The organism is Arthrobacter sp. TmtSoilC48 (assembly GCF_059739425.1).
On record NZ_AP046049.1, the window covers coordinates 3,075,281 to 3,094,967 of the forward strand.

The 19,687-nt window shown below is 59.8% G+C and carries 12 protein-coding genes; 2 read left to right on the forward strand and 10 right to left on the reverse strand.

The window, feature by feature from the left end:
• Positions 1-73: 73 nt before the first annotated feature.
• From AC6I97_RS14380 to uxaC, 5 genes are all read right to left on the reverse strand, one after another.
• Positions 74-1,114: a LacI family DNA-binding transcriptional regulator gene (locus AC6I97_RS14380; protein ID WP_497945240.1), complete on the reverse strand. Its 1,041-nt coding sequence runs from the start codon at positions 1,112-1,114 to the stop codon at positions 74-76.
• A gap of 319 nt (positions 1,115-1,433) precedes the next feature.
• Positions 1,434-1,976, reverse strand: a complete 543-nt coding sequence (locus AC6I97_RS14385; protein ID WP_497945241.1) for a gluconokinase — start codon at positions 1,974-1,976, stop codon at positions 1,434-1,436.
• Entirely contained in the window at positions 1,966-3,195 is a 1,230-nt protein-coding gene (gene manD, locus AC6I97_RS14390) for a D-mannonate dehydratase ManD (RefSeq protein WP_497945242.1), read from the reverse strand. The genes AC6I97_RS14385 and manD overlap by 11 nt, the downstream gene beginning before the upstream one ends.
• Positions 3,192-4,586: a mannitol dehydrogenase family protein gene (locus AC6I97_RS14395; RefSeq protein WP_497945243.1), complete on the reverse strand. Its 1,395-nt coding sequence runs from the start codon at positions 4,584-4,586 to the stop codon at positions 3,192-3,194. Before AC6I97_RS14395 ends, manD begins: the two co-directional genes overlap by 4 nt.
• Positions 4,583-5,983, reverse strand: coding sequence for a glucuronate isomerase (gene uxaC / locus AC6I97_RS14400; RefSeq protein ID WP_497945244.1), 1,401 nt, complete (start codon positions 5,981-5,983; stop codon positions 4,583-4,585). Before uxaC ends, AC6I97_RS14395 begins: the two co-directional genes overlap by 4 nt.
• 221 nt (positions 5,984-6,204) lie before the next feature.
• Between uxaC and AC6I97_RS14405 the strand changes: the two genes are divergently transcribed.
• A complete protein-coding gene (locus AC6I97_RS14405; RefSeq protein ID WP_497945245.1) occupies positions 6,205-6,630 on the forward strand; it encodes a YidH family protein in 426 nt (141 codons plus the stop codon).
• A 3-nt stretch (positions 6,631-6,633) separates the two neighbouring features.
• Positions 6,634-6,978, forward strand: coding sequence for a DUF202 domain-containing protein (locus AC6I97_RS14410; RefSeq protein ID WP_497945246.1), 345 nt, complete (start codon positions 6,634-6,636; stop codon positions 6,976-6,978).
• A 926-nt stretch (positions 6,979-7,904) separates the two neighbouring features.
• Here AC6I97_RS14410 and AC6I97_RS14415 read toward each other — a convergent pair.
• The 5 genes from AC6I97_RS14415 to AC6I97_RS14435 form a co-directional block, all read right to left on the reverse strand.
• The gene (locus tag AC6I97_RS14415; protein ID WP_497945247.1) at positions 7,905-10,322 is read right to left on the reverse strand and encodes an AAA family ATPase; all 2,418 of its coding nucleotides are present in this window, start codon (positions 10,320-10,322) and stop codon (positions 7,905-7,907) included.
• Positions 10,315-10,887: a hypothetical protein gene (locus AC6I97_RS14420; RefSeq protein WP_497945248.1), complete on the reverse strand. Its 573-nt coding sequence runs from the start codon at positions 10,885-10,887 to the stop codon at positions 10,315-10,317. Before AC6I97_RS14420 ends, AC6I97_RS14415 begins: the two co-directional genes overlap by 8 nt.
• On the reverse strand, positions 10,887-12,647 hold the full coding sequence (locus AC6I97_RS14425; protein ID WP_497945249.1) for an SIR2 family protein: 1,761 nt from the start codon (positions 12,645-12,647) through the stop codon (positions 10,887-10,889). Before AC6I97_RS14425 ends, AC6I97_RS14420 begins: the two co-directional genes overlap by 1 nt.
• Positions 12,648-13,516: 869 nt before the next feature.
• Complete coding sequence (locus tag AC6I97_RS14430; protein WP_497945250.1) at positions 13,517-18,010, reverse strand: nSTAND1 domain-containing NTPase; 4,494 nt, start codon at positions 18,008-18,010, stop codon at positions 13,517-13,519.
• Between the two features lie 220 nt (positions 18,011-18,230).
• On the reverse strand, positions 18,231-19,460 hold the full coding sequence (locus AC6I97_RS14435; RefSeq protein ID WP_224089908.1) for a hypothetical protein: 1,230 nt from the start codon (positions 19,458-19,460) through the stop codon (positions 18,231-18,233).
• Positions 19,461-19,687: the final 227 nt, after the last annotated feature.

Here is a 19,687-nt window from a genome sequence, read left to right on the forward strand (position 1 = left end):
CTCCCCTCGTGTATCGCTGCAAAAACAGGAGCGGCCCCGTGTTTCTGGGGCCGCTCCTGTTTTTTTGCGCGGCTTACGCGTGGGTGGCGGCCTTCCCGCTTGAGCCACGCAGCAACAGTTCAGTCTCCATTTGAAGTGTTACGGAAGTAGCCTGGGAGCTGTTGAGAAGGTCAAGCAGTCTCGTCGTGGCTGCTACACCGCACCTGCCAAGGGGTGAGCGCACCGTGGTCAAGGCCGGGGTGGTGAAGTCTGAGCCGAAAAGGTCGTCGAAACCTATGATGCTGATGTCGTCCGGGACGGATACGCCGCCGGCTTGCAGTTCCTGCAAAAGTCCGATGGCCAGCAAGTCGTTGTAGGCCAAGATCGCGGTGGCACCGCTCGCCAGCACTGCCCGCGCGACGTCCCGGCCTCCGTTGGTGGTTGACTTGCTGGACTCCACATAAACGCATTCCAAACGGGACCACTCGCAGGCACTTTGGACAGCATCCCAGCGATGCGCAGACATCCAGGACCCGGGATGGCCTGCGACAAAGGCCACCTTCTTGTGGCCATTACCAGCCAGATGCCGTATTGCTTCCGCAACGCCTTTGGCAACATCCGGGATTACACACGGTACGCCAACCACTTCCCGGTTGATGACCACCAAGGGCTTCTTCGAAGAAAGGTCAAGAATGACGGTGTCGTCCATGCGGGAACCGGCCAGGATCAGGCCGTCCACGCTTGCCAACATCCTCTGGGCGGTTTTAAGTTCGGTGTTGGCTGACTCCGCAGATTCCGCCAACACCAGGGTGTAGCCCCGTGCGCTGCTGATTGTTTGAGCCCCGCGGACTATCTCAAAGTAGGTTGGATTCGTAATGTCAGCAATGATGAGTCCAAGCGTTTCAGTTTGTCCCGTCGGCAGGGCACGTGCCATCGGGTTGGGTGTGTAACTCAACGTGGCAGCGGCTTCCTCAATCAGCCCTGCAGTCTTAGCGCTGACCCTCCCAGGTTTGCTGAAAGCCCGGGAAACGGTGGAGGGATTGACTCCGGCCATCTTGGCTACGTCGTAAATAGTGGCAACCTTTGGACCGGGACGCGTGTTCTTCTCAGGAGAACCTGGAGCCGCTGCAGCCATGAACAGACTAGGCCCGGCCACGTGTACTGACGCACTCCACCAGCGTGGCACATGGCCCGACTAATTGCTTGGCATATGGGTTCGGAGCGGCCATCATCAAGTCCTCGGTGATGCGCACGGAAAGAGACAAGAGCGAGAGCTTCGCATCGAGAATCTGACCGTGCAGTTTTGTAAAGCATTCATCTACCACGTTGACGTATCTCAAGTATCGGTAGAAGAGCGATCTTTAGATAGCAAGTATTGACAGTCCTGATAGTTTGCAGGGATTCGAGCGGCCCGCTCCCCAATGCGAGCGGGCCGGTCGAGACAGGCCACGAGGCTAGCTGCCCTGTTCTCCAGAGACGGCAACAACGGGTAACCCTATGTCTGTGATTCCGCACAGAGAATCGGCCAAGACCTGCTGCACCGGGGCAGCGATACTGACGACGATCCCGGTTTCGTCTGATTCGAGCGGTTCCAGGGTTGCCAGTTGCGAGTCGAGGAGGGAGGGTGGCATGAAGTGGCCGGGGCGGTTGTTCATGCGTTCGCCCAGGAGTTCGCGGGTACCGTGCAGGTGCACGAAAGTGACTCCCGGGTCGCCGTCGCGGATGATGTCACGGTAGGCACGTTTGAGCGCACTGCACGCGATCACAAGGGCAGCGCCCGACGTCGAGAACCGCCTGCCGATTTCGGCCAGCCAGGGTGCCCGGTCGGCGTCGTTCAGGGGTGTGCCGGCGGCCATCTTGTCGATATTCGCCTGCGGGTGCAGCGAATCTCCGTCGAGGAACTCCGCGCCGAGCCGTTCAGCCAGGGCCGCACCCACGGTGCTCTTACCGCACCCGGCAACACCCATCACCACAAGATGGGTCGGTTTACCAGTCATGAACGGTGCCGTCGACGAGGCGGTTGTAGGGCAGATAGGCCTGCTGGTACGGGTATGCGTTGGCGGCTTCTTCGTTGAATTCGACGCCGATGCCAGGGTTGTCGCCGGGGTGCAGGTAGCCGTCCTTGAAGGTCATGGACTGCTGGAAGACCTCGTTGGTCTTGTCCGAGTGCTGCATGTATTCCTGGATGCCGTAGTTATGGATGGCCAGGCCCACGTGCAGCTGCGCGGCGAAGCCCACCGGGGAGATATCCGTGGGGCCGTGGAAGCCGGACTTGATCTGGTACTGCGCGGCGAAGTCCATGACCTTCTTCAACGGGCTGATGCCACCAAAGTGCGTGGACGCGGCCCGTACGTAGTCGATCAGCTGTTCCTTGATCAGGGTCTGGTAATCCCACACGGTATTGAAGATCTCCCCGATCGCCAACGGAGTGGTGGTGTGCTGGCGGACCAGGCGCAGGCCTTCCTGGTTCTCGGCCGGGGTGCAGTCCTCGAGCCAGAACAGGTCATAGGGTTCCAGCGCCTTGCCGAGCTTGGCGGCCTGGATGGGGGTCATGCGGTGGTGGCCATCGTGCAGCAACGGGATTTCGGGGCCGAACTCGTTCCGGACCGCTTCGAACACGGTGGGCAGGTGCCGCAGGTAGGCGCGGGTGTCCCAGTCCTCCTCCAGCGGGAAGTTGCCCCGGCCCGCGGGTTCGTAATCATAGCGTTCACCGGAGGCCTGGGCCTGCGCGGCGACACCGTACACGGCCTTGATCCCGGGCACGGCGGTCTGGATCCGGATCGACTTGTACCCCAGTTCCAGGTGCTCCCGCACGGAGTCGAACAGGGACGGGATGTCCGAACCCGAGGCGTGGCCGTACGCGCGGAGCCCATTGCGCGAGGCACCGCCCAGAAGCTGGTACACCGGCATCCCGGCCAGTTTGCCCTTGATGTCCCACAACGCCATATCGACGGCGGCGATCGCGGCCATGGTAACGGGGCCGCGGCGCCAGTACGAGGACCGGTACAGGAACTGCCAGGTGTCCTCGATCCGGTGCGGGTCCTTCCCGATCAGCAGCTGCGCCACGTGCTCTTTCAAGTAGGCGGCGACGGCGAGTTCGCGGCCGTTCAACGTGGCATCGCCAATACCGGTCACACCATCCTCGGTAGTAATCCGGAGAGTGACGAAGTTGCGGGACGGGCTGGTCACAAAGACATCAGCAGCAATGATTTTCATGGTTGTCCTTTCAGCACGGGCTCGGCGTCGAGGCTGCCCGCGGGTTCAAAAGCGGAATCGGCAGGGGACGCAGCCGTGAGTTCTGTCTGCAGGGCGTTGAGACGGTTAACGAGGCCGGTGTCGCGCGCGAGGTCCGAGCTGAGCAAGCCCAGGAGGGCCGCGATTCGTTCCTTGCCTTCGAAGGCGTTTCCGACGCTGATGTGCTCGGCGCGAGGATCTTGCAGGTCGGTAGCAGAAGACACGTAAGCCAACCATGCGGCGATCATCCGGGCGGCTCCGTCTCCGGATCGTCCGGCCATGCGTTCAGCCGTCAGGACCGGCAGCGCCCTCATCCGCAGCTTCGTGGTCCCGTCCATGGCGATCTGGGCCAGATGGTGGGCGATCCTTGAGTTGCTGAAGCGTTCCAGCAGCGCGGCCCTGTATTCCGGTACGCCAAGCTCGCCAGGCAGGTGCCGTTCAGCTTCGTCCCAGAAATCCTCCACAGCATCCCGGCAGAGGGGGTCGGACAAGGCCTCGGCCACGGTGGCGTGGCCCCGGAGTTGCCCGGCGTAGGCGAGGATCGAGTGGGCCCCGTTCAGGAGCCAGAGCTTGCGGTTCTCGTACGGTTCGATGTCGTCCACGAACACCGCGCCGGCGTCCTCCCAACGAGGCCGGCCTGCCGGGAAGTCTCCGGACAAAACCCAGTTGTGGAAAGGCTCGGTGACCACGGGCGCGTCGTCGAGGTAGCCGCAGGATCCGGCCACCAAGGCCACGTCTTCGGGGGTGGTCCGGGGTGTGATGCGGTCAACGGAGGTGCTGACGAAGCTGACGTTCGCGTCGATCCATTCGGCCAGCCCGGCATCAACCTCGCGGGCCAGTGAAAGCACCCCGTTCCGGGCTACGGTTCCGTTGTCCGAGAGGTTGTCGCAACTGACGACGGCGAGCGGCCCGGCGTCGTGGTTCTTACGGGCGGCGAGGCCCGCGACCAAGCGGCCGATCGGCGTCGTGGGTTCACCTCCGGACAGCAGTACGGGCAAGTCCGCGGCGCCCAATCCGTACGCAGCCTCCGTGATGGTCAAGGTCACCACGGCGGTGGCAGGAGCGGCGAGGAGGTCAAGGAAGCGGGCCACATCAGCACCGTCGACGGCTTCGACGATGCTGCCCACCACTTCAAAGGAGTCCCCGGCGTCGGAGCGTTCCACGACCGTGAACAGGCCATCCTGGGCGGCCAGGACAGTTGCCGCGTCGGGCCTGCGTCCGGTGAACGAAGCGATGCCCCAGTCCCCTGCATCGCCGGCGTGCTGGGTGTACCAGGCTTGGTGGGAGCGGTGGAAGGCGCCGAGTCCGAGGTGCACAATGCGGACGGGCGCAGCCGGGGTGGTGCGGCTCAGCCGCGCGCGCGGAGTGCTCATAGTTTGAACACCCGGCGCGGGGAGCCGTCGACGATGTCGAGGATGAGCTCGTGGGCACGGTCCTCGGAAACCCGGTGTTCGGCCACCAATCGGGCAAGGAAGGAAGCTTCGATCCTGCGTGAGGCGTCATGCCGGGCGGGGATGGAGCAGAAAGCGCGGGTGTCGTCGATGAAGCCGGACGAACGCGAGAATCCTGCTGTCTCGGTGACGGCGGAGCGGAAGCGCAGCATGGCATCCGGCGCGTCCAGGAACCACCACGGGGCACCAAGGTAGACCGAGGGGTAAAAGCCCGCCAGCGGCGCCAGTTCCCGGGAGAAGACAGTCTCATCCAAAGTGAACAACACCAGGTGGAAGTCCTTGGCCGTACCGAAATCCTGCAGCAGGGGCCGGATCCCTTCGGTGTAATTGATGGCGAACGGGATGTCGTGGCCGGTGTCCGCGCCGAAGGCCTCGAACGTGGGCTGATGGTGGTTGCGGTAGGAACCCGGGTGGACGGTCATGACCAATCCGTCTTCCACGGACATCCGCGCCATCTGGTACATCATGTGGGCCTCGAACGCATCGCGGTCCGCGGCTGTGGCCTTGCCGGCGCGTGCCTTCTCGAAGAGCGCTTCCGCGTCGGCTTGATCCAGCTTCAGGGTTGCCGGCGTCCGCACGCCATGGTCCGCGGACACGGCACCGTGGTCCACAAAATAACGACGGCGGTTTTCCAAAGCGGCGATGTAACCGGCGTAGCCAGTACCGCCGTCGGCTGCGGTTTCGATCAGGCGCTCAACGTTGGCGGCCCAGGCAGGGTGGGCAACGTTCAAATACGCATCCGGGCGGAACGTCGGCAGGACGCGGCCGTTGAAGCTGGCGTCGTCGGTCAGCGCCTTGTGGCTGGCCAAGTCATCCAGGGGATCGTCCGTGGTGGCAAGGACCTCGATGTTGAAGTCCTTGAAAAGCTGCCGCGGACGGAAGTCCGGTTCGGTGAGCTTGGCCGAGATCGCGTCATAGCTGGCGTCGGCGGACATCCCGGAGAGGTCGGCGCCAAGTTTGAACACCTGCTCGAACTGGGTCCGGAGCCAGTAACCGGAGGCCGTTCCCTCGAAAAGGGGCCAGGCTTCAACGAACCTGCGCCAGACTTCGCGCGAGTCCTGGGAGTCGCTGGCATGAAGCTGATCCATGGGCACCCCGTCCGCGTGGATCAGGCGGGTGACGTAATGGTCCGGGCTCACCAGCAACGCAGCGGGATCCGGAAACGGAGTGTTCTGCTCGATGACAGCGGCATCAACGTGGCCATGGGGAGAAATGATGGGCAGGTCCTGGACGCGCTCCAGCAAGGACCGCGCAATGCTGCGGGTCCCGGGATCAGCGGGCAGGAGCCGGTCAGGGTGGGAAGGACTTTGCTGGGGCATGTTTCAGGACCTCGAATCTCCTGTGGAACCCGTGAACCGGGCTCATCTTCGTGCAAACCGACGGAAGCTCGACGCAGACCATTACCCTCAGTTGCACGACGAACGTTGGAACTCCCCTCTACTTTGGGCTGCAATAACTATTAGGGAAAGAGTCTTCTCCCTATATCAGTTATTCGTGGTTCCAATACTTACTTGCTTGAATTAACCGCATAATTGACGGCATGCCCACTCTCCTGCCAAGCAACTCCCGGACAGCCGTTAGCCAACCCGCTGCAGCAACCAAGGGGCGCGGTCGGCTGTCCGCTCGGCTCCTGCGCGGCGGAACGGAACCGGATCCGCGTTTCACCTTGGCAAATGAACGCACCTTTTTGGCTTGGATCCGTACGTCTTTGGCACTACTCGCCGGTGGCGTCGCCGTCGAAGCATTAATGTCCGGACCCCTGGCTCCGGACTTACGCAAAGCTATCTCCCTGCTGCTGCTCCTGTTGGCACTTGTCATTGGCGGAGGATCGTTCTTCCGATGGCTCAACGTCGAACGCTCAATGCGGCACAAACAACCGCTGCCCTTGCCATGGATAGCTCCTGTCCTTGCGATTGGCGGCGCAGCCGTTGCGGGAACCATGATCAGTTTCGTCATCCGGGGTTGATCCGTGCATCGAACAGCAAGCACGGTCCGGCACCACGACGCAGGACTCCAGCCGGAACGCACTGATCTTGCCTGGCGGCGGACATCGCTCTCCCTCGTTGTGGCAGCAGCTGTTTTCCTCCGGTGGGCACCACATCACGGCACATTCGTCGGGTTGCTTGCTGGCGCTGCCCTATGCGTCGCGCTGACCAGTAATGTGACCCGGAAAAGACGGTTTCGTCGCGCTGTCCAGGGAATCAATGACGAATCGCTTCCAGCCTCGACCGCTTCAGTGCTAGCCCTCGCAGCCAGCGTAGCCGCCTTGGCCCTGATGGGTATCTATACACTGCTGTTCCGCCCGCTCGCCTAGGAGCTTCAAGGGGTAGGGGATTCCCGGAACAAATTCCTTAGCAACGACGCGGTCCGGGCATTCTAAAGCGAATTTATCTAGCATTCGTGCTTCAGCCGGCTGCAAGCCAACGCACGACAGCTCAGATATGAGGGCAGCTTCCGCAAACGCGACCCGGTAAACTCCCGGCGTGGCCGCATTCTCCCCACTCACACAAACAGCTCCCAATGGGCACCCTGCACACCCGAGCTCGGCATCAGTGTCTAACCGGCTGTCATTTCACACTTATTGCGCCCGACGGCACGGACTGGCCAGACACCAAGGTTGGAATTGCTGACTTTCGCCTCCGCAACCACAAAGGCGTCCGCACCTATCCTCCTTAATAGGCCCAGACAAAGCCGACGCCCGCATGACGGGAGACCTACGCCGGCCAGACCAGTCCCCGGCTGGGTCACGGTCGCAAGTCATGTTGCAACTTGACCTTGCCAATGAAGGTGTGTGAACTCGTGCCACCCCCAGGCGGCGAAAGACCCGTGCGAACTTCTATCCGAACCAAAGTGTGTTCAAATTATGCACACCGTTTGGCAGGCACGGCTGCCCCAAATGGAAGACTCGAGCATCCGACGCGAACCCAAGGCGCCCATGAAGTTCCAAGGCAAGAGGCCCTCCACGTCTGGTGACGTCACAACCACAGACCATGAAGTGGTCAGCGCCCAAAAGTGGCCGCAAGGACACCCAGGAAGGACACCGAGTTGACTCAAGATCTCAGCCAGCGAAGCGCCCACCAGCCAGGGCGCTGACCCCGCTCCGCCACCCAAACTGAACAGGCGGCACCCGGAGGCCAGGCACCAGCCGGGACAATAAATCAGAGGGACTTGTCATCCCCTCCGGAGTGACAGCCCTCGCCACGAGCGTCTCACCGGGTGGCGGGTCATGGGCGTCGGTGGCTAGTTGATGATGGCAACGTCCGGTTCCCAGAAATGACGGGTGATGCCTTGGTCTTCGTCGGCAACGCGTTCGCCGAGCTCAATGGTTATGAGTTCGTCACCTTTGTAGGCGGGACTCAACTCGAGCGCAAGATAGTCAAACAGCTCTCGCTCGTGAACTGCGATGATGACCTGTCGTTCGTTTTGTTTCGACAAGAGACGGACGAGGGCAGCGAACTGCGCGACATGCACCTCGTCCATCGCTTGCACAGGGTCGTCGAACACCAGACAAGGGACGAGAGGCTCAACTGCGAGGTGCAGCGCGAGAAACAGCGACAGTGCTGCGGTGTTCAGGTTGCCTGCGGACAACATCATTTGCGGGGGCCCGCTGGTTTCCCCGTCGCGGTGAATGGTTTCCAGCTTGATGTCGAAGGTCTTCTTGGCCGCGCTTGGGATGCCGAATCTTGGAATGAAGCTCTCGTCGGGGGCGAGTCTGGTGAACACAGACTTCCATACATCATTGAGGGACTCAGTGAAGACGCGGTGAACGATGGCGGTTCGCGCTTGTGATGCGGCTTCGTGGACCTCTTTCGCCACGCCTTGACGGCGTTTGGCTTCCCCGAAACGGTCTTCCCATTGCTTCTTCTGTTCCACCACGTCAACCACTTGGCGACCGATCAGAGATTCACGCTCGAGGGCTTTCACCAGCAGAGCAGCTTGCTCAACGGCCTTCTTGCTCTGCTCGGCCTTGCGCTTGAGGCGGTCAACGTGAGCCTCTGCATGGTCACGCAGTTCGTTCAACACAGCCGGGAAATCCGGGGTTGATGGCACGGCTGCCCCCAGCACGTCCGCATACTTTGCGATCTCTCGGCTGATATGTACCTCTTCCAAGGTTGCAGCCTCAAGGTCATCCAGTGTCTGTTGAAGATCGCGCTCGGCCCGCTCGAGGTCTTTGCCATAGGACTTCGCCAATTCGATATCACCGACCTGGACAGCGAGTTCGGTAAGCGTCGTGAGACGGTCCTCAATGGACTGCCGCTGGTCTGGAGTGAGTAGGGTGCCCGAAAGCTGGGTGAGTTCGACTTCAGCACGTGCAATTCGTGCGACCAGGTTATCGCGATCCCGGCGAAGGACCACGAGTTGCTGGCCATGCGTCGCTAGGTCGGTAAGCTTTCCATCGATGTGAGCCAACAAATTGTGCGCGGCGGTTTCAGCGAAGTCTCGATCACAGACTGGGCATCTGTTGGTTTCTACGGCCACAGTGCGGGCGGCGGTCAGGCTCTGCACGAGTGCACTTGAATGCTCGTGAGCCTCGGTAAGCCTCGTTTGAACTGCATCAAGCTCGGCCTGGTCGCTGACCAAATTCGTGCGGACGGATTCGGTCTGCCTATGAAAATCCAAATCGCTGCGCAGTTTCTGAGCAGCTACATTCTTGGCATGTTCGATCGCGCTCCGCAGATCGGTCTGGAGGTTGGCGCCAGCAGTCCCCGCGGCTGCTTCCCATGCCCGAATCCTTACCCCGCTGTTGGCCTCCCATTCCTTCCTTCGGGTCGCCGTGGCTGCTAATGCGGTGCGTGTTTCCTCGAGGCGCTGCGGGGTGGGGCGCTCAATGAGCGCGGAGATGCGACCGCCTAAGGCGATGAGCTCTTGCTGGCGTCTTGTCGCACCCTCCAACTCTGCACGGGTGGAGGTGTCGTCGCGGAGTGCATCCGCGTACTCGAGGAGGGCCTGATCGGTCTCCCGTTCGGCCCCACCCCCACCATAGTTGAGGCCTACGATCGTCTCGCGCAGCGCAGTTCGCGCGCTGGCAACCTCCGACCGACACTCTGCCAACAGTGCGGTTTGGTTCTTAAGTTCAGCTGCTGCGGCTTTTGCTTCACGGTCGGCGTCGTCTACGCCAATTGCGAGTTTCTTAAGAACCCTCAGGTCGAGGGCCTCACGGAGTCCGTCCCGGAGGGCATCTAGCTTCTCCAAACCGAGGAGTTCATTGACGAACTTCTCCAGCGCCGACTGATTGCTTCCTTCGCGGTCCTGATACAGATCGAGCAGACGACTCAGGGATGCCTGGTCCAAGTAGCAGCGTTCGGCGTAAAACTGTGCCGCCGACGTGCTGAACGCCGGGGTACCTTCCGTACGCGCACCGCCGACCGTCAGCGGCTGCCCGGGATTACCTGCTTGCAGACTCTCGGCGACATCGACACGAACGGTCGCGTATGGCTGACCGAAGAATGGTAGATGAGCTCGGTATCGCGGTGAGCTTCGTTCCATGCTCCGGATGGAACCGGTCAGCGCAAGCTCGAGCGCGGACAACACGCTGGTCTTTCCTGTCCCGTTGGGCCCATGGATGAGAACGATGGGGGCATCCAGCGGGAACTCGCGCGTGCCCTCGATACGGCGAAAGTCTGAAACCGTCAGTCGACGAACCGGAAGGTCACGCATCTTCGCCTCCCTTCTTGTCTGTCCAGCCAGCCCCGGCGTTCGCGTACCGCCGCAGAGCTTCCCGGACTGCTTCTGGTCCGTCCTGGGCGGCTTGGATGAGTGCAATGTGCTCCGATGATGCCTTAGAAGGTCCAAGGGCACCCATCACATCATTAAGCGGGTCGCTTCCATGCATGAGATCGGCGTTGGGGAGACTGAGGGGCAGCAAGACAGCGACTGCTTCCTCGATTTCGGATACATCTGGTGTTGCTGACGATATGGGAAGGATCCGTGCATAGCGTTCGAGCTCCAATCGATCTCTGGCAGCCAGTCCGCCGAGAACCACGAGGCTGACCGGGCGACGAGACTCGGCCAAGTCGAGGGATCGAGCTAGACCTGCGACAAGGCGCTGCAAGCGGCGAGGAGGAACTTGGTCAGTGGCAATCAGTACCAAGTCATGCGAACTCTTGGTTCCTCGCGCGGCCGCTTCGAAGTCAAACTCTGTACCGACGATCGTCAAGGGCTTCGGCAGCCGTTCGAAGCCAGCGCGTTCGAGTACAGCGAGGACGTTGAAGACACTCGTCATTAAAATCCTCCTGCCAGTTTGAATGCCTCATACAGCTCGTCAACTGAGGACGTCTCGCACATGCTGGATGCGACGTTGAAGCGTCCAGCGCCGGACTTGCCATCGCGTCCATAACGGGACCTTGGGGACCTGGTCTGCGTTCGAGGCTCCTCGTCCGCAACGACGACCAGAACACTCGCGTCGCCATCGTCGAGTGCACCATCCAACTCGAGCCCCGTCAAGGCAGTGGCGTCCTTCACGAAGAAGACACGCGCCTCTTTGGGACCGGCTAAAAGACGGATCACCCCACCGTCAGGTGCTTTACCGTGGCCTGGCTCAACCGACCACTGTCCGGCGCTGAGTCCTCTACCAATGAGGGCCAACGCGATGGCGAGCCGACCGAACTGTTTCGATGGGTAATCCGGGTTGAGCACCGCATGGGCGATGGGACGCTCCGATAGCGGTTCGTAGCGTTTAGTAGTCTTATCCGGGGTCCGGCCCGCGCGGAAGATTGTCAGGGCCAGATTCACGACATCAATCAAACGGGATGTGAACTCGCGCTGAAACTCCAAGATCTCCGAAAACTGGAGTGTTTCAAAGTTGTCGGGTTGAGCAAGGCCGGCGGCAAGGTCGCGCAGCTCGACGAGATGGGTCTGCAACGGCTGCGCGGACACCGGCTCCCAGACGCCCTCAACGCTATGTTCGAGCAGGTAGCTCAGCTTTTCCGTGAGAGACGTCAGAACCAAAGCCAACAGTGTCGGCTTGGCGTACGCCCCCAACAGAGCAGAGTCCGCGATCGCCTTCGAGTTGCCCTGATGACTCTCACCAAACGTAATTTTGAGCAGAAGCCGGTGGTACGACTCGAGTCGCTCTTCACTGAGCACAACGGAAGGAGGAGCCGCGGGAAACGGGCGGGAAAGGTCCTGAATGGAATTCGCAAACATCGTGTGGAGGTTCGCGTCCTGGGCCGACAGGCCGAGCATCAGTGTCAGTCTGTCCGTGTACAGCGTCTCAAGATGCTTCCGCATTGACCGGTTCTCTTGCTTCGTGGTCCATGTCGAGATTTGAGATTCACGAGCAATGAGACGTTCTCGATACTCCCCCTGGAAGTCTCGGGCGCGCACCGCGCACCCGTGGAACTTGATGATGTCGATACGCGGGCCATGGTCGCGGAAGTCGTCAGGTTTCACCACCACGCGGACGAGCGACGCAAATGCCGGGGTCAGTTCACTCAAGGCCTTCTCGAGAAGGCCATCCCAGTTTGCCGTGACCGCTGTTGGCACCAACCCTTCCAGCAGGAGGATAGCGATGCAGTAGTGCTCTACATCTGGTTCAAGATCCGGTGCCCCGTACGTATCCGGAACATCGAGCCCGGTCCAGACGAGATAGTCTTCCGGACTATCGTCCCCAACGGGTACATCAAGCACACTTGCGTATTTCGTCACGAGTGCGGCGAGGATTTGCTTCCGCAGATCCCAGTTGCTGACCCCGATAGAGAAATCGATAGATTCGAGCTCTTCTCGGGTTAATGGCGTGAGCCGAAGGACTTCATTGAGCGCTATCCGGTACTCACATTCTGGGTCACCTGGATCGATGTGCGACCGGAGATGCTCTATTACACGCTCGAGGAGATCGTTAACATTCGGCACCCGCTCGCGCGAGATCCCCGAGCCCAGCCAAAAGACGTACTGTCCCTCATTGAAGCCAGCGGAGAACTCTGAAAACGTCGAGTCAAACTTCTCCAATACAGCCGGAACTGTTCTTGCAGGTTCAATGCTCATTCCAGCCCCCAGGTGCGAAACGTCTCCGCGCCTCGCGGATGGGCGACACGTCAGTGCGCGTTCTCATCCATCTTGCCATGCGTTGCATGCCACTTAGCGCCGTCTACCTGGCGCGTGTCACAGTGGCGCGCCGTAGACCTTGACCATGAGTCGACGTTGGCCCCAGCTAGAACGGCTGCCAGCATTTCTTCAGGGTGAAACGTAACTCCATTGATCATGTCAGTACCAGGCTTCATACGGAGAAGTCCGGCCCGCGGCCGCACATGGCGCAGGTCTCCGCGGCTGATGTTGTCCCATTCCGCAGAAATGTCGAGCCGCGGAGTCTGAAAGGTCGCACGGTTTGAACCACTTTACCCAGTGGTCGCCGGCAAGGACGTAGGCCAACATGTCGGAGAATGTAAGGGCCCATCGAGTAAGACAAATACCACGTGAAACAAGCGACAGGGAGTGGGCGGTCTATAGTCCCCAGAACCTAAAAAGTCAAGTTTTGTCAACACTCACAGGTCAATAGAGCTCTGACCTGCGACAATACAGTGCCCGAGGTGGGACTCGAACGCGATTCCGGGCCTTGCTGCTGCTGGGATTCCGCGGAAACATGCGGAATCCGGGCCAGTCCGGCGGTTGTACGGGCCAGTCCGGGGCGGGAAGTGTGGACATTGTCCACACTTCTTTTTTCGCCTCCTGTAGGCCTGCGCCGGAACACCTTCACGGCCGCCGACCAATATCGTCCCGGTCTGGCTGCAAGAACGTTTGTTCGACGTCGAACAGACACACCAACCCACCAAGTATCCACTAGATTCCTCCCTTTCTTAGGTTCATAGAGAGGATGAGAGCAAGCTACATGCCCAGCAAACGAATTGCGCGGACGGTTAGCGGCGTTCAGCATGCTCGATGGCTTGGTCGACGCCGTAAACGCCGAGTTCCACCAGACGATCGAGAATGTCGAGAAGTGCCGAAATTCGCTTTTTGTCAGGGGCCTGCGCCAACCCACGAACAACTAGGTCCGCGATGTAATGTGCGTCGCCAGCAGCACCAGTTCGGATGTCAGCAACGTCGCTGCCGTAAACATCGAGGAATCGATGCGCGGCTAAATCAACCAGGTCGTCCACCTCATCGGGGGCTTCTTGCAGGGCGATCAGAAGTTGCGGGGTGGCGTGGGCGTAAGTTGGAGACGCGATCAGGTCCGAGAGGAAACCATGGAAGGGACGCAAGGCTTGACCCCTGAGATGGCCAGCAAGCGCACCCACCTCTTTCCGAACGTCATCGGCATCGTCGTGCATGAGTTGGCTCAAGGTTGCCAGAACAAGCTCTGAGTCTGCAGCCCTGTCGAGCCGTGAGCTGCACACGAGGGCTGCGCCCGCCCGAGTCGCGTTGTCCCCGGCAAGCGCTCGTTGCATGAGTTGAGGTCGTTCCCACTGAAGGGCTGCAAATGCTGCCATGGATCCGCCGGCTTGCCGTACTTCTCCATCTGTTGACTTGAGCATTCGGTCGATGACTGGGTCGATTCGTTTAGGGTCGACGTTGCCGATGTACATCATCAAATTACCGACGAGGTCGGCGGCAAGAATAGTGTCGTCTGCGGCGATGAGGCGCTCGAAGGCCTGATATGCCGTTGGCCTTGCATGGCGTAGGCAAGCCGCGATGGTGTGGGCTACACACGACCGTACGCTCAGGGCGGGGTCGCTGGCGAGGTGTAGCATGTAAGGCTTAATCAGCGCCGTCCGCTCGCCGTGTACGTCATGGACGAGGAGGTCGCCGAGTTCTTGGGCGAGACTGCCTCTCGCCGTGTTTATGCCGATTTGACGCAGGTCGCGACCACGGGGTTTCTTATTTTGCCCTGTGACGACGGGCGTGTCGTCTTCTGGGTCTGGTGCGTACTGGGCACGTTTTCTGATTAGGTCGACGACGTCGAGGGGTGCCTCGTCGAGGACTCGCCGGACGGACCATCCAAGCCAGCGGTCACACTCCGTGAGCCCGAGGCTCATGATGTGTCGGATGGCGTCGAATACCGCTGGTTGCGCGTTGGGTGGGATTGTCGCTTCACCGAATCCCCAAAGGATAGAGCTGGGGTAGGCCGCATTGATCGTTGGTGTCATTTGGATGGCGAGGCTTGCAAACCTTTGCGGGTTCTCTGTAGTGCGGTTCTTGAGGACCTGCGACAGTTCGTGGGCACCACCGACTGAGGTGCCTAGATCGCGGTCGTTGTCGTATTTGGCCATGGCGCGAAGCCAGTGCTTGTCCGACATCATCGCAGCCGCTGAGTCGCCGATGGGAGAGCCGACCGTGTAGCTGATGATGCCAGTCGGTGGCGGAGGAGCCTCTAGTCCGAATTTCCTGTGGTGCTCAGCAAGTCGTCGTTTGCCCAGTGCGCTGAGCCGGCGGTAGTCCAGGGCCGACAAAAATTTGAAGGCCGTGTATCCGAACCACTGGAAGCGTTCATAAGGGTTTCGGAGGTCTCTCAGTTCATCTTCGAGACGGATGTGATCCTCATCGGCGACGAGCGGCGCGATAGCTTCGACAACCTCTCTCGAGAGCCAGTAACTGTCTGAAAGGTATCCGCTTCTGAGGCGGCTGCCGCCTTCGAGGATCAGCTCGGCTGCCCAGTCGCTGAAGTGCGCGGGACTGGCGATGAACGCACGGAACAATAGCGCTTGCGCGGAGTCGTGCTCGTTTGCCGCGAGGGTCCGAAGTATGGGCATGATTGCTTCTGGGGCGGATGAGGCCACCTTAGTGAGTGCACTGGCCGCTCCGTTGTAGAGAGCCTCGTCAACGTCGTCAATGCCTGCCGACGATGGAAGACGGAGACTAAAGTGTCGGTCGTAGCTTAGGTCCTCGCTGTGCCGTTCCTCGGATGTCACTTGCATAACGGCGACAAGGTACGGGACGACTGTTTCGGCGAACGCCAGAGGTTCGAGCCTGCTTGTCTCTCTGATGAGTTCAGTGGCACTGTAATCGTGCAGAGCGAGATTACTGACTTTGCCGTCCAAGCCTGTGATAAGTGCCGAAGGACTATCAACAAAGCAGGCTCTCAGCAGGTCGATCGCCCAAAGTGGTTCGCGCGTGGCCAGGTCATGAGCGGACAGCCAGAGATTCTTGTCAGTCGGGTCGAGCTCTCCCGCTCGCAGCGCACTCAGCATGAGGTCGAGGAGGGGCCGGTTCTCGTGGAGATCGGCCCGCAGCGTGAGCCGTTGGAGCCACATCCGGTAGTCGGGCGCATCCCGTCTCGCCGTGAGAAGTTGTATGGCTAGTATGTTGTGATTGGCCCCGGCGTTGGTCAGCCAGGTTATGCCTCGGTCACGCAGTATCTGATCTGAACTATCGAGCCATGTCTCGATGAGACCGCGGCGATAGACGACTTCAAACCAACTCGGGCGGGCTATTCGCTGCCATAGACGTCTCATCAGCGTTGAGTCTCCCGCGTTGAATCGGATGACGAGGTCCAAGTCTTCATCCGTCGGGTCGCTTACGTTGGCGAAAACGATCATGACCGTTTCCTTGATGTGGATTCGGATAGACGATTCGGTCAGTATCGCCTCGACTTCCGTGCGGAAGCGTACGGGATCACGTTCACGCAGCAGTTCAAGAATTTGACGCACTTGAGCCCGCCGGAAAAGTTCTTGCTCCTGGGCGCAGAGGAACTCGATCATTGACTGCCCTCGTGTCAACCATTGCCGCGCGAAGGTGTAGTCGAAGAATGTTTCATGGAAGAAGGAAACGCGATCGCCGTCGATAGCCAATATTTGCTCAGACGCTAGCACCTGGGCATCTTTAATGTAGTCCTCGGCATCGAGGATCTCGATACCAACGGAAAGGGCCTGTTGATCGCTTGCCGCGTTAGCAATGCGAGCAAGCACGTCGTTAAAGCGAACCTCGGGGCGATAGACGTTGATAGTCTGGCGCTTGCGCTGCCAAAAGGCCTCGAAAAGTGATCCGCGCGAATTAAAGTTAAGCGCGCCAGGCTGGTTCGCGACGCTTTCAAGTAGAACGAGATTCAGTGGCGAACTCAGCAGCTGTTTTTGCGACGACGTAAGCACCGTGGGGTCAATATCCATCGCTTCTATGGCACCATTGACGGCGTCCTCGGGCAGCGGCCCGATAGTGAGCCGCTCAACGTCCATGCGGGCATCGAGCTTGCGAATACGATGATCGTTCTCAACATCGAAAAGTCGGCAGACCAGGATGACCTTTACGCCCTCAACTGCCGTAGCCTCATAAATCAGATCCTCGATGACGTCATAGCGTTCGGACAGCCGTCCCGATACGAGTGACACGGCGTCGAGCTGGTCGATGACCAAGAAGGCATCTCGGCCGTCGGCGGCCATTCTCAGCGACGCCACAGGCGAGCTCGTCAAGCCCAGCTGCGCCCCCAACTCGGCGGTCGAACTGAAGGCCCCGCGGCGGTCAAGTCGGAACGCCAGCACCTCAGCGCCCCTCGACTCAAGAACTCTCACAGCTTGATAAACGACCGAGCTCTTGCCACCGCCACCACTGCCGACTACTAGCGCCAACCGCGTGCGTCCCAAAAGCTCGACGAGATCAACGGACTCCGCGCGGGGGATGGCTGGTGTGAGTAATTCCCGCTCTACGGTCCGCCGCCAACTCGTCGTTGCAGCGTGGATCTCATCATAGGCAGTTCGTTTCGCTGCTGCCTGGCGGGCGTAGATGCCATAGCTGGCCAGTTCATCGAGCAATTCGCGCCTTGTGAGGCGCTTACGGAGGTTATTCAGAAGCACCGCGCCGACAGCCACGGGCAGCAGCGGCGCCGCGGCGCCCTCCAGCACCGTGGCTGCGAACATAGCGTTCGTCCTAACGAGCTGCTGTTCGTCACCGACCTCGAACCACATGCCGCGAATAACCTGCCAGGCGCCCTCAGCGCTGCCAAAGATGTCGGGAGCTGAAAGTTCATCGAATGCCGGGCCCAACTGATCCGTGAGTTGGTGCCTTATGAATTGGTTTACGTCCGTGGACTGTCGTGCCCACTCGCTAAGCACGCGTAGCCGGCCGCACGGCGTCATGGAGCTGAAGTGATACTCCCGGCCGTTAGTGACATGCCTCGCTGCTGCCGCGAAAATGCCGCGACTCCGCAGGGCTGCGACGGTCCAGTGGTCGTTGATGCTGTGCTGACGTTTCACCTGAGTCACGACAACGGTGCCCCGTTCATCGACGAAGGTGAACTCAGAACCGTCGGAAAGGTCCGGATCGAGATCCTCGAGGGTGATAGCGCGCCGCTCATCTTGGATGCACTGCAACGCGTGGTGGACGGCCCAGGACAATTCATACGTGTTGCCCAACTTGTCGGCAACCCCGCCGCCGGCGCTATTCTTACGCAGCGCCTTTGCTGGTGTCTTATCCTCATCCTTCATGAACACCATTCTCGCTGCTGGACCCCATTAGATCAGCGACCTGACGCATCGGACTCGCCGCTTGACCGATATCTAGTACAGCGCTTCCGCCTTGAGATTGCATCGCTCAGCGGCAACCTCGGAATGGTCGCTTCTGGATGCCGGCCACGGCTTTAGCCTTCCGGAATCTCAACCCCATCACTGAAGATGGCTATTGGCAGTCATTGGGCTGTTCAGTGCATTACATGCCGATCGAGGCCTTTATCGCGGCACTAACGACTGCAGCCCCCACGTCCTCGGCAATAGAGAGCACCCAGTTCCCTGCGCGGGCGAGATGACTCATAGCAGTGGGGCCGTCACCCGCCTCAGCAGCCCTTTGAGCTTTACCGGCTTCAGCTGTGGCATCATCCTCTTCTGGAGATGTTGCAGTCGCTCGAGCTTTGACCCTAACTAGCTCGAGTTCGCTTGCCAGCGTTCCGAGGTCCAGTTCGTCCTTCTTCTGCAGCCAGAGCTGGTTGAAACTTACGTGATGGACGTGGGCATTAGGGCCAACTGCTGCTGCCTGACCACTAACCTCATATTTGTCTCCCACCACTACCTCCGTGACTCGTTCTCGCGTACTAGGTCCATAATGTCCATCTAGCTCTATCAATTGTTGAGAATATCGGGCAACCTCACCCTGATCGTCCAAGTCCAGAAAATCTTGCTCGAGAAGCGAAAACTCCTCGATGAGGGCGGGCTGCAATGCTTCGAATTCGAACGACTCAACTTGACGTGGACGATACTCCACAGGTATGGGCGAAGCGACTGCCGCAGACTTATCTGTAGTGAGAACAATCAATGGTCGAAGGGCGCCGCGAACTGCGCCCAAGGCATATGCGTCGCTTGCACTTGGATCGCCTGCTTCTAGGGCAACGGCGACATCCGCATGCGAGATCGCGTCCCACCAATCAGACTCCAGGACTGGTGGCCCCTCCGTCGGATTGAGAACCAGCGGCTCATACCCTAAGTTGCTATCCAAAAACTGCACAAATGCATCACGCTGCGGCGAGTTATGGTCACCAAGGACCAGGCAAGACCTCTTAGACTCTGATGACTGGTAGCGAGGCCCGGGTTGTTCGCCTAGATACGCGCGGAGCGTTCGAAGAGCTTGTCGATGCTCCCTGGCCTGGCGAAGGAACGACCTGTGTGAAAACCTCTGCTGCAGGACCCGATGAGGAACGATACCCGTGGGCAACGTATCTTCAACAAAAACAAGCAGCGGCCGACGCCCACGAATAGCCAACGAAATTTCGAAGTCTATGTACGGAGAAATTTTCGATCCTCGGTCTGTTAGCACGGCGACCATACCGTCGCTATAGTTGAGGTGCCTTTCCAGTTTCGCGCCGTTAATCGCGTCCGAAGGCGGATCTAGACTTGGCACAAGGTTCTCACTCTTCATGAGGCGGGCAAAATAATCGTTGACAGGCACATCCCGCGACCTATAGCTGTGCGAAAAATAGACTATATTGGGCATCAGTCACCATTCCGGCTGAGTGAAATCTGAAACGTCATAGGCACAGACTACCTTGCGACCGGGACTGTGGATCTAGGTGTAACGCTATCCCAGTGCTTCGTCTATGCTCTGCTCACGGGGATGACGCAAATCCACAAAGTTGCTTAGCTGATCCGCTCTACTATCAATTGAATTGCAAGTTG

What these genes read in the sequence shown, in the direction of transcription:
- AC6I97_RS14380 (WP_497945240.1), bottom strand. Translation starts at nt 1,114, where the DNA reads ATGGCTGCAGCGGCTCCAGGTTCTCCTGAGAAGAACACGCGTCCCGGT.
- AC6I97_RS14385 (WP_497945241.1), bottom strand. Translation starts at nt 1,976, where the DNA reads ATGACTGGTAAACCGACCCATCTTGTGGTGATGGGTGTTGCCGGGTGC.
- manD (WP_497945242.1), bottom strand. Translation starts at nt 3,195, where the DNA reads ATGAAAATCATTGCTGCTGATGTCTTTGTGACCAGCCCGTCCCGCAAC.
- AC6I97_RS14395 (WP_497945243.1), bottom strand. Translation starts at nt 4,586, where the DNA reads ATGAGCACTCCGCGCGCGCGGCTGAGCCGCACCACCCCGGCTGCGCCC.
- uxaC (WP_497945244.1), bottom strand. Translation starts at nt 5,983, where the DNA reads ATGCCCCAGCAAAGTCCTTCCCACCCTGACCGGCTCCTGCCCGCTGAT.
- AC6I97_RS14405 (WP_497945245.1), top strand. Translation starts at nt 6,205, where the DNA reads ATGCCCACTCTCCTGCCAAGCAACTCCCGGACAGCCGTTAGCCAACCC.
- AC6I97_RS14415 (WP_497945247.1), bottom strand. Translation starts at nt 10,322, where the DNA reads ATGCGTGACCTTCCGGTTCGTCGACTGACGGTTTCAGACTTTCGCCGT.
- AC6I97_RS14420 (WP_497945248.1), bottom strand. Translation starts at nt 10,887, where the DNA reads ATGACGAGTGTCTTCAACGTCCTCGCTGTACTCGAACGCGCTGGCTTC.
- AC6I97_RS14425 (WP_497945249.1), bottom strand. Translation starts at nt 12,647, where the DNA reads ATGAGCATTGAACCTGCAAGAACAGTTCCGGCTGTATTGGAGAAGTTT.
- AC6I97_RS14430 (WP_497945250.1), bottom strand. Translation starts at nt 18,010, where the DNA reads ATGAAGGATGAGGATAAGACACCAGCAAAGGCGCTGCGTAAGAATAGC.